Origin of the sequence: Microbacterium sp. UBA1097 (assembly GCF_002313585.1) — a bacterium.
In the GTDB taxonomy this organism is placed as follows: Bacteria; Actinomycetota; Actinomycetes; order Actinomycetales; family Microbacteriaceae; genus Microbacterium.
This window is the reverse complement of record NZ_DCBW01000060.1, coordinates 86,341-96,711: the sequence shown is the minus strand read 5'-3', so window position 1 is coordinate 96,711 and position 10,371 is coordinate 86,341. Positions and strand designations below refer to the sequence as shown.

At 68.4% G+C, this 10,371-nt stretch carries 6 protein-coding genes; 3 read left to right on the top strand and 3 right to left on the bottom strand.

Translation table 11 applies throughout. The features are described 5' to 3' along the window. Positions 1–255: 255 nt before the first annotated feature. Together B4F19_RS14415 and B4F19_RS14410 are read right to left on the bottom strand one after the other, a co-directional pair. Positions 256–693, bottom strand: a complete 438-nt coding sequence (locus B4F19_RS14415; RefSeq protein WP_292735855.1) for an SHOCT domain-containing protein — start codon at positions 691–693, stop codon at positions 256–258. A gap of 100 nt (positions 694–793) precedes the next feature. Further along, positions 794–2,224 (bottom strand): DEAD/DEAH box helicase, encoded by a 1,431-nt coding sequence (locus B4F19_RS14410; protein ID WP_228177115.1) that lies wholly within the window; start codon positions 2,222–2,224, stop codon positions 794–796. 182 nt (positions 2,225–2,406) lie between these two features. On the opposite strand from B4F19_RS14410, the gene B4F19_RS14405 reads away from it, so the two are divergent. After that, positions 2,407–3,126: a ferritin-like fold-containing protein gene (locus B4F19_RS14405; RefSeq protein ID WP_228177116.1), complete on the top strand. Its 720-nt coding sequence runs from the start codon at positions 2,407–2,409 to the stop codon at positions 3,124–3,126. A gap of 15 nt (positions 3,127–3,141) precedes the next feature. Here B4F19_RS14405 and B4F19_RS14400 read toward each other — a convergent pair whose 3' ends face one another. Continuing rightward, positions 3,142–3,366, bottom strand: a complete 225-nt coding sequence (locus B4F19_RS14400; protein WP_195691794.1) for a DUF3107 domain-containing protein — start codon at positions 3,364–3,366, stop codon at positions 3,142–3,144. A 97-nt stretch (positions 3,367–3,463) separates the two neighbouring features. Between B4F19_RS14400 and B4F19_RS14395 the strand changes: the two genes are divergently transcribed. Then, entirely contained in the window at positions 3,464–6,631 is a 3,168-nt protein-coding gene (locus tag B4F19_RS14395) for an ATP-dependent helicase (RefSeq protein WP_292735853.1), read from the top strand. Continuing rightward, positions 6,628–10,149 (top strand): ATP-dependent DNA helicase, encoded by a 3,522-nt coding sequence (locus B4F19_RS14390; RefSeq protein WP_292735851.1) that lies wholly within the window; start codon positions 6,628–6,630, stop codon positions 10,147–10,149. The genes B4F19_RS14395 and B4F19_RS14390 overlap by 4 nt, the downstream gene beginning before the upstream one ends. The last annotated feature ends 222 nt before the right edge of the window (positions 10,150–10,371 follow it).

The window sequence follows — 10,371 nt, the reverse complement described above, 5'->3', positions numbered from 1 at the left end:
CCCCGCCATGGTCGAGCGCATCCTCGCCGCCGGGCGAGGCAGTGCGCCGGTCTACCCGTGAGCCGAGCCTGCCTCTGATGGCGTGGCGCGCGCCACGCCAGCGTCGCAGAATCGCGCGAACTCCGCACTTTCGGCTCAGGATCCTGCGAGGTTCGCGCGATTCTGCGAAGTTCGGATGCCGGCCTCGAACCCCCGCGCAGAACGGCAGCGCCCCCGCCTCGAGAAGAGACGGGGGCGCTTCGCTTGAGTGTCGGATCAGCCGAGGGCCTTGGCCTTCAGCTGGTCGTACTCGGCCTGCGAGATGGTGCCAGCGTCCAGGAGAGCCTTGGCGCGGGCGATCTCCTCGGCCGGGCTGTGCTTGGCCCCGCCGCCGGCGACCGACTGGATGTAGGCATCCTGGGCCTGCTTGATCTGCTCGGCTTCCTTCATCGAGCGCTCGCTCATGCCGCGTCCGCGGGCGATGAGGTAGACCAGCGCCGTGATGAAGGGGAGGAAGAGCAGGAAGATGATCCAAACGGCCTTCCACCAACCGTTCAGCTTGTGGTCACGGAAGAGGTCGCCGATGATCGCGAACAGCACGAACAGGTACGCAACGAAGACGAAGATCCACAGGAACCACCAGATGATGTCCCAGAACGAGCCCCAGAATCCCTGGTACTCGTATCCCGTCGTCACAGCTTCAAGAAATCGCATGACAGCCTTTCGGGGTTTGTGCGGCGCGATGCCGCAGCCATCACCTTAGCGCTGTCGGGTGTCCCGTTTCGAGAGCAACGCCCGCGCGATCACGCGGAGATCAGGCTGCGTCGGGGCGCGGGCCGCGGCGCCGGCGGCGACGGCGCGGCGTCGTCGTGCCGTCGCGGTGCTCGGCGCCCCCACCGTCGTGCGTGCCGGCACCGTCGGCTGTGCGCGGCGGCGTTCCCGACGAGCCCTGCGATCCGCTTGAGCCCGACGAGCCGCCGCGCGAGCGACGCCGACGCGACCCGGACCGTCCGTTCGACGACCCGCCCTCCGCCGTGGAGACGGTCTCGGTGCGCGGCGCTGTCACGATGCGACCCTTCGTCCCCTCGGGGATGTCGAGATCGGTGTACAGGTGAGGGCTCGACGAATACGTCTCGATCGGCTCCGGCTGACCGAACTCCAGCGCGCGGTTGATCAGGGCCCACTTGTGCAGGTCATCCCAGTCGACGAAGGTCACGGCGATACCGGTGCGCCCAGCGCGCCCGGTACGACCTGCCCGGTGCAGGTACGTTTTCTCGTCATCCGGGATGGTGTGGTTGATCACGTGTGTCACGTCGTCGACGTCGATGCCGCGCGCCGCGACATCCGTGGCGATCAGCACATCCTTCTTGCCGGCCTTGAACGCTGCCATCGAGCGCTCGCGCGCTTCCTGGCTCATGTCGCCGTGCACGGAGGCGGCTGAGAAGCCGCGGTCTTGCAGCTCGTCGACGAGCTTCTGCGCCGCTCGCTTGGTCCGCGTGAAGATCACCGTCTTGCCGCGCCCCTCGGCCTGCAGGATGCGGGCGATGACCTCGTCCTTGTCAAGCGAATGGGCGCGGTAGACCAGGTGCCGGATGTTGGCCTGCGTGAGTCCCTCATCCGGGTCGCTTGCCCGGATGTGGATCGGGTTGCTCATGAACCGGCGCGCGAGGGTCACGATCTGCCCGGGCATCGTCGCCGAGAACAGCTGTGTATGGCGAACGGCGGGAACGCGCTGGAAGATCTTCTCGATGTCGGGAAGGAACCCGAGGTCGAGCATCTTGTCGGCCTCGTCGAGCACGACCTCGGTCGCGTTCGAGAGATCCAGGAGGCGCTGGCCGGCCAGGTCGATGAGTCGACCCGGGGTACCGACGACGATCTGCGCGCCGGCCTTGAGCTGCTCGATCTGACCCTCGTAGGCCTTTCCGCCGTAGATGGCGACGACCGAGGTCGGCCGGTTCTTGGTCAGCATGTCGATGTCTTCGTAGACCTGAACCGCAAGTTCGCGGGTGGGGACGACGATCAGCGCCTTCACGCCGGGCTCGGGATGGAGCCCGAGGCGCTGCACCACAGGGATGCCGAATCCGAAGGTCTTGCCGGTTCCGGTCTTCGCCTGGCCGATGATGTCCTGGCCGGGAAGCCCCAGCGGAATGGTCTGTTCCTGGATCGGAAACGCATCCACGATGCCGCGCTCGGCGAGCGCATCGACGATGTCTTGATCCACGCCGAGATCGGCGAAAGTCGTCACGATAGAAGCCTGTCTGGCAGCCTGTGCTGCCGCTGGTGTCGGATCCACGCCCTTCACTCAGCCGCAGGCGCGGGGCTCCGGGCCTACGCCGGAGACCGCCCCAGTCTACCGGCGGGCGCTGGATGACCCCTCGGAGCGGCCTCGCTCGGCGGGTCGGCCCATGCTGGCCCTAGGCTGTGTGCGTGGTCGACTGGAAGTTCTGGCGCAAGAGCCGTCCGCTGGCCGCGACGCTGTCGTTGCGGTCCCGGGGCGATTTCGGCGACGCCCACCGCGTTGATTTCGAAGAGCTCGCCCCCGACATCGATGTCTTCCTCGGGCAGGCCGCCTATCTGCAGCTCGGGTTCTTCGAGACGCTGAGTGAACTCATCGCTATGACGCCGTCGCTCGAGAAGAAGGAAGCGCTGTCGCGGGCTGCGGGCGCGGCGCTGACCAAGCACGAGGCTCTCGTTGGCGTCATCCGTGATCGCGGAGACGACCCGACGGCGCTGATGCTGCCCTTCCGGGAACCGCTCGATCATTTCCGCCGCGCCACCCACGGCGTGCGTCCGCAAGAGACGATGCTCTCGGTGCACATCATCGCCGGCATGCTCGATGACTTCTACCTTGCGCTGGCTGCCAGCTACGGAGACACCGGTCGTCGTGTGGCGCGCATCCTCGGTGCGGATGCCGATCGCCAGGCGGTCGTGGAGATCCTGACCGAAACGATCGACAGCGACGACGAGTGGCGCTCACTGCTGGCGATGTGGGGGCGACGCTTGGTGGGCGACACGCTCCTGGTTGCGCGCGCAGCCCTTCGACCCAAGCACCTTCAGCTGCAGGACGAGCAGAAGGTCGAGCCGGTCTTCACGCAGCTGATGGCAGCGCACTCGCGCCGGATGGACGACCTGGGACTGGCTGCCTAATCGGCGCGGCTCAGATCAGGCGACGAACCCGACGCGACGCGCCTCTTCGGTGCCGACCTCGACGTAGGCAAGTCCTGCAGTCGGGACGATGTAGGCGTTTCCGCGGACGTCGGTGAAGGTGACGTGCGTTGCGCCGGAATCCAGCGCCTGGGCGACGGACTGGCGAACGTCAGCGGCGGAATCGTTCGTCTCGAAGTTCAGCTCGCGACCCGAATTCGTGATGCCGATGCGAATCTCCACGTTCCTGCCTTTCTCATGCCGCCGTGCGGCCGGTGCCGTAGGTGCATGGCAACTCTACGACACAGTGATGTCGTCGGGGCTGGGTAGCGTCGTCGTTATGGATCGCTCGCAGGCACAGGTCGTCGCGCTGCCCGCAGATGCGAGCGGCTTGGTCGTCGGCGCGGCCGGCACCGGCAAGACATCGGCGATCCTCGCGCGAACGGCCCGCCTCTTGCGCGCTGGCGATGTTCGCGCCGACGACGTGCTGATCCTGACGCCCACGCGCCAGACCGCGACCGACCTGCGCGACCGGGTCACCGCCGACCTGGATATCGCGACCCCGGGACCCTTGGCGCGCTCGGTCGCGTCGTTCGCCTTCCAGATCGTGCGATCACGCGCCGTCACGGCGGGCGATCCGCTTCCGCAGCTTCTCACCGCTCCCGATCAGGATGCCGTCATCGCCGATCTTCTGGAGGGCGACGAAGCGGATGCCGCTGAGGGGGCATCCCGGTGGCCCGAGTCTTTGGGCACGGCGGTGCGACGGTCCCGGGGGTTTCGGTCGGAGCTTCGAGCTCTGTTCGCGCTCGCCACCGAACTGGGGCTCGCGCCGCAAGACCTCGAACGCCTGGGAGCCGACCGCGCCAACCCGGTGTGGTCAGCGGCTGGCTCGTTCTGGCGTGAGTACCGATACGTGCTCGACCGACTGCGCCCGGCCCATCGCGACCCCGCTGAGGTGCTCCGTGAGGCCACCGAGGCGTTGCTGCTCGATGGTGTCACCACGATGCCGAGCCTCCTCATGGTCGATGATGCGCAGGAGCTCAGCTGGGGTGCGGTGGCGCTCCTGGAAGCTGCGCGCGTGCGGGGAATCGCCGTGCTCGCGTTCGGGGATCCCGACGTCGGCTCCGGCGCATTCCGCGGTGCCGGTCCCGAAACCTTCGCACGGCTGGCATCGATGTTCACCGATCGGTTCGTGCTGCGGCATCCGTACCGCGCCCGTCCCGCCCTCGTGCGGGTTGCCCGCACTGTCGCCGGATCGATCGGAACCGCGGGCGCGGTAGAGCACCGCCTTGCTCCGGATGCCGAACCTGCCCCGGTCGAGCCTGCTGCTGAACCCGTCGCCTCGGGCGGAGCCGGCGAGATCACGACGATGTGGGCAGCGTCGCCGCACGAAGAGCTCGACGGGATTGCGCGGACGCTGCGCTCCTGGCACGTCGCCGAGGGCCTGCCGTGGCGCGAGATCGCCGTCATTGCGCATGACACGCGCCAGGTCGCGAGGCTGACGGCTGAGCTGGCTGCGCGCGAGGTTCCGACGCGCGCAGCCAGTGCGGCAAGACCGCTCGGGGAAGAGCCCGCGGTGCGGGGCTTGCTGCACCTGGTGCGCCTGGGGATGATGCCGGCCGTCGAGCGCCCCGCGGAGGAGCTGGCGGCGGCGCTGACTTCGCCCTTTGGCGGCCTCGATGCGATCGGACTGCGCCGTCTGCGCGCCGTGCTGCGGACGCAGGAGTTCGAGGGGGAGACCCGACGTGCGGCCTCGGAGCTGCTCACCGAGGCGATGGCTGAACCGGCGGCGCTGCTGCTGATAGACACGCCACAGGCGCGAACTGCCTATCGGCTCGCGCAGACGCTCGCGCAGATCCGTGCCGGCGCAGCCCATGGCGACTCCGCCCACGAGCTGCTCTGGCTGGCGTGGGACAGGTCGCAGGTGGCGGGTCCGTGGCGGGAGCGGGCGCGCCTGGGTGGGGCGGAGGGGGCGGAGGCCACTCGATCTCTGGATGCCTTGGTCGCCCTCTTCGCCGCAGCCAAGCGATCGGCTGAGCGTGAGGATGAGGATCCGGCCCGCTTCCTTGCCGACATCCTTGGCAGTGAGGTGCCGGAGGACTCTCTCGCGGCGGCGCAGCGTCGCGATGTGGTCGAGATTCTCACCCCGGCGGGGTCGCTGGGTCGCGAGTTCGAGGCAGTCGTGATCGCCGGTGTCCAGGAGGGCGTCTGGCCGAACACGCGGCTGCGCGGGAGCCTCCTCGATGGCTGGCGGCTGGCAGACGAGGCTGAAGCATGGCGCCACGGTGGGACCCCCGTCGCCCTCGATGTTCTCGATCGCCGACGGAGCGTCTTGCACGAGGAGCTGCGGTTGTTCGAGCGTGCGCTGACGCGGGCCGGTACGCGCCTCCTCGTTACGGCCGTTGACGACGAGGATCAGTCGCCCAGTGCGCTGTTCTCCTATCTCCCCGAGCCGCCGCCACGTCGCTCGGACCGGCATCCGCTCACGCTGCGCGGCGCCGTTGCCGGTTACCGCAGAAAACTTACCGAGACGGCAGACCCCGCTGTTGCCGAGCACGCCGCCACGCAGCTTGCCGCGCTCGCTCGGGCGGGCGTGCCGGGCGCCGATCCGGCCTCGTGGTACGGCGTGAGAGAGCGCACGGGTGAGGGCGGCATCCACGATTTGCATCGCGCGCCGGTGTCGATCTCGCCGTCGCGCGTAGAGGCTTTCGAGGAGTGCGGGCTGGACTGGGCGATCCGCGAGCTCGGCGGCGATTCCCGCACCTTCTCGGCGGGCCTCGGGACGATCTTGCACGCCGCAATGGAGACGGCTCCCGACGGAACGTTCGAGCTGCTCGATGCCATCGTCGAAGAGCGATGGGGTGAGCTCGACTTCGAAGCTGACTGGCTTTCCAAGCAGGAACGCCAGTGGGCCACGACCCTCACGCGCCGGCTGGCGAGCTACCTGCGCGAGTTCGCCGCCCGCGGGGGAGAGGTGGCCGGCGCCGAAGCGCGTTTTCGCATCGCGATCGTTGCCGGTAGCGACGGCCCGAACGTCGTTGCGATCACCGCGCCCGGATCGCCCCCGGCCGGCACTGTGGCGATCATCAGTGGGTCGATCGATCGGGTCGAGCGGTGGGTGGAGAACGCCGACCCACGGGTTGCCGTGATCGATTTGAAGACGGGGAGATCCGAGGCCCGCGTGTCCGATGACAAGGTGGCCACTGATGCGCAGCTGGCGGCGTATCAACTCGCGGTGGGAGCGGGAGCGGTACCCGGCGCTGAGCAGGGGCAGCTCGTGGGGGCCCGCCTGCTGGTGCTCTCGAAAACTCTCAAGGGCACGGATTACCGGATGGCGCAACAGATGCCGCTAGATGCCGACACCCGGTCCGCGCTGCTTGAGCGCATCGTCGCGGATGCCGAGGCGATGGCTGCCCACAGCTTCACGGCATACCCCGACGTTCATTGCAACGATGATCACTTCGCGGTGTGCCGGCTGCATACGGTCAAACCGGTGAGCGCGCCGTGACTGGACCTGGATCGGGCGGCCCGCTTCCCGTGGCGCGGTTGTCGTCGCTGCAGATCGCCGACCTTCTCGAGCTGCCCGCGCCCACCGAGCCGCAGCAGCGCGTCATCGAGGCGCCGCTGTCTCCTGTCCTGGTGGTGGCGGGGGCCGGCAGCGGCAAGACCGAGACGATGGCGGCACGGGTCGTGTGGCTCGTCGTCAACGGCATCGTCCGCCGCGACGAGATCCTGGGTCTGACCTTCACGCGTAAGGCCGCCGGCGAGCTTGCCGAGCGGATCGACCGGCGCCTCGCCCGCATCGATGCCCTGACCCGCGAGGGCCGGATCGAGGCGATTGCCCAAACCGATGCGGAGCATCTACTCCTGCGCCCGCGCGTATCGACCTACAACGCGTTCGCCGACTCGCTCGTGCGCGAGCACAGCGCCAGGATCGGACGCGACCCTGATGCGGCGCTGCTGAGCCCGTCAGCATCCTGGCTGCTTGCGCGGCGGATCGTGATCTCCTCGCGCGATCCTCGGCTCGCACACCGCGAGGACCGGTTCGGAACTGTCGTCGACAGCCTGCAGCGCCTCGCCGGCGAGGTCTTGGACCACGGCGTCGACCTCGACGAGCTCTCGGCGTTCGGCGACCGCCTCGCGCGCAGCATCGAACCTGCCTGCAACCCGGCGCTGGCATCCCCCGGCGACATCGAGAAGTTCCACACCGCGATGAGCGCGCTTCCGCTTCTTGCCGAGCTCGTTCGCGACTACACGCGGGCAAAGGCTGCCCAGGGAACCGTGGACTTCGCAGACCAGGTATCGGGCGCGCTCCAGATCGTGACGGCCGCACCATCGGTCGCCGACGAGGTTCGCGGTCAGTACCGAGTGGTGCTGCTCGATGAATATCAAGACACCTCGGTCCAGCAGACCCAACTCCTGGCCGAGCTGTTCGCCGACGGTGCGGTCATGGCGGTAGGCGACCCGCATCAGTCGATCTATGGATGGCGAGGCGCCAGCGCAGACAACCTCGCGTCCTTCCCTGCAGCCTTCGCCCGCACCAGCGCCTGCACGCACGTGGCACTCATGACCAGTTGGCGCAATGACTCCCTCATTCTGGATGCCGCCAACGCGCTTATTGCCGACCACGGCGCTCGCGGCATTCACATCCCGCCCCTCGAGTCCAGGCCGGGGGCCCCCGCCGGTCACGTGGGGCACGTGTACGCGAACACGATTGATGACGAAGCTGCAGAGGTCGCCGCTTTCTTCGCGCGGTTGCGTTCTGAGCATGAGTCGGCGCACGGCGGCGGCGCTGCGCATTCGGGTGCGATTCTCTTCCGCACCAAGCGCCATATGACGGTCTTCGCTGACGCGCTTGCCGAGCGGGGGATCCCTCACCGCATCCTGGGACTCGGTGGACTGCTTTGGACCCCCGAGGTCGTCGATGTCGTCGCCGTCCTCCGCGTGCTCGATGACCCGCGCCAAGGATCCGCGCTGATCCGCATCCTCTCGGGTCCGCGCTTCGGGGTCGGGCTGTCGGACCTTGCGGCGCTGCGCCGGCTTGCCGACACCCTCGCGCGGCGCGGGGCCGACCTCACTCCGCTGGCACCGGAGGTTCTGGCACGGATGCGGGATTCGGTCGGACCCGACGAGCAGCCATCGATCGTCGACGCGCTCGACAGGATCCGTTCGCTGCGACCCGACAGCGGACTGCTCTCGGATTTCAGTCCTGACGGCGTCGAGCGGCTTCGGGGCGCGTCCGGCATGTTCCACCGCTTGCGCGGGGTGCTCGGAGGCCCCATACCCGAAGTCATCCGAGCAATCGAGCGCGAACTGCTGCTCGATATCGAGCTCGCGGCCAACGAAACCCGAGGCCCGGCAGGTCTCGCCGCCGCGCAGCTGCGATCGTTCCTCGACGAGATCCAGGGGTTCCTCGCCGTCGACGAGCGTGGGTCGCTGTCGAGCCTGCTCGCTTGGCTGGACCACGCCGAAGAGACAGACGAGCTCATGCCGCGGACCGAGCCACCCGAACCGGGCGTCGTTCAGCTGCTCACCATCCACGGAGCCAAGGGGCTGGAGTGGGACGCCGTCGCGGTTGTGCGGATGGTGCAGGACGAACTGCCGGCAAGGCCTCGGTCGACGCAGGGCTGGATGGGGTATGGCACGTTGCCCTACCGGTTCCGCGGTGACCGGGCGGCGCTTCCGGTGCTTGCGTGGGAGGAAGCGACCGACCGCAAGGCGCTACGGAGCGCGATCACGCAGTTCAAGGCATCCGTCAAAGAGCACCTTGCCGGTGAAGAGCGGCGGCTCGCCTACGTCGCAGTCACCCGGGCGCGCAGCGACCTGCTGTTGACCGGTTCGCGGTGGGGAGGGCAGCGCGACCAGCGCGCGCCCAGCGTCTTCCTCGACGAGATCGGTGCTGCCCTGGGGTGGGAATCCACCGGCTCGACTGACGACAGTGCGAATCCCTATGAGGACCGCCGTGGACCCGCCGTGATCTGGCCCATGGACCCGCTCGGGACACGCGCCGACCGGGTTCATCGCGCGGCGCGGCAGGTGCGACACATTCTGGATCGGTGGCAGACAGAGCCGCCCGTCGAGCCGGACATCGATCCCGAGATCGTGCAGCTGCTGGCAGAACGCGACGAGCGTGCCGCGCTGCGCCGTGCCGTCGGCGACGGCCCCCGCCGGGTTGCTGCCTCACGATTCAAGGACTTCGTCGTCGACACCGGCGCGGCGCTCGACGAGTTCGTCCGCCCCATGCCCGAGCGGCCTTACCGCGCGACGACCCTCGGGACACGCTTCCACGCGTGGGTCGAGTCCCGGTCGGGTCGGACCGGCCGCGGATCATCCCTGGATGATGCGCTGTGGGAGCTCGACCTCGGCGACGACGACGGCGCCGACCTCGGCGGGGATGCAGGGGCCGCGACGGGAGAGTCGGAGGACGCCGCCCTGCGGCGACTGCAGGAGACGTTCCTGCGATCTGAATGGGCCGAGCTCGCTCCGATCGAGGTCGAAACCGAGATCGATATGTCATTGCGCGGCGCGGCGGGTGTGGAGCAGATCATCTGCAAGCTCGATGCCGTCTACCGACGCGAGGATCGGGGCGGAAGGATCGAGATCGTCGACTGGAAGACCGGCGCCCCGCCGCGAACGGCGGCCGATCGGAGCAATCGGATGCTGCAGCTCGCGCTGTATCGTCTCGCCTATCACAAGCGCTCTGGCGTGCCCCTGGAAGACATCGATGTCGTGCTCTACTACGTCGCCGACGACCTCACGATCCGCTCCGACCGGGTTTACTCCGAAGCGGAGCTTGCCCACCTCTGGAATGCCGCGCGTGCGGCTCGCGCGGGCTCGTCCGCGTCAGAACCGTCCTCTGACGTGAACAGTGCCGGAGAACTCGATGCAGGAAGGATGATGGGGGCCGTGACGAGCTCGGAGGCGGCGGCACTCTCGCCCTCGCTCTCCGGCGCGGGCACTGCCTCGTCATCCGCAGCGGGAGAGTCGTCTTCTGCGTCGGGTGTATCAGACGACTCGTCGAGCTGACCATCGTCCTGGGCGGGGAGCCACATCGCCAACTCTTCAGGATCGTAGGCGTCTGTGTGCATCGAGGTGTCCGCCGGCTGCGCATCGGCATCAGCGAGCGCAGCAGAGGTATCGGGCACGCTCCCCAGTACCGCCATGGCATCGTCCATGCCCGAGGACGTACGAACGACCAGATCGTCGGCGCCCACGGTGTCCGCGAGCGACGAGAGCAGCACTTCGGCG

Coding starts and splice junctions, on each gene's coding strand:
- B4F19_RS14415 (WP_292735855.1), bottom strand. CDS start 693: ATGCGATTTCTTGAAGCTGTGACGACGGGATACGAGTACCAGGGATTC.
- B4F19_RS14395 (WP_292735853.1), top strand. CDS start 3,464: ATGGATCGCTCGCAGGCACAGGTCGTCGCGCTGCCCGCAGATGCGAGC.